Annotated in this window: 1 protein-coding gene; it reads right to left on the bottom strand. The window is 55.3% G+C overall.

Annotation, left to right across the window (positions count from 1 at the left end):
- Nucleotides 1–65: 65 nt before the first annotated feature.
- Nucleotides 66–237: Lrp/AsnC ligand binding domain-containing protein (locus tag RRF55_RS27870; RefSeq protein WP_439419282.1), on the bottom strand; the 172-nt coding region annotated here is incomplete at its 5' end.

Raw genomic sequence — 237 nt, 5'->3', positions numbered from 1 at the left:
ATTGCAGCGGCACTGGCGACCGACTGAGTCTGATCAGGCGACAGGGTCACCTCTGCAACCCCGCGTCAACCGCGATTCACTGGAAAAGCCGTGGTGTATTTCATCTGCTCCATGGCAAAGCTCGAGGTAATGTTCGACAACCCATCAGTACTAGTGATCAGCTTCTTGTAGAACCGGTCATACGCTGCGATATCACCCACTACCACCCGCAGCATGTAGTCCCAGTCGCCGGACATG

Origin of the sequence: Klebsiella sp. K47 (assembly GCF_051858335.1) — a bacterium.
In the GTDB taxonomy this organism is placed as follows: Bacteria; Pseudomonadota; Gammaproteobacteria; order Enterobacterales; family Enterobacteriaceae; genus Klebsiella; species Klebsiella pneumoniae.
Note: the sequence above shows the minus strand (reverse complement) of the source record. Positions and strands in the feature narration are given on the sequence as shown.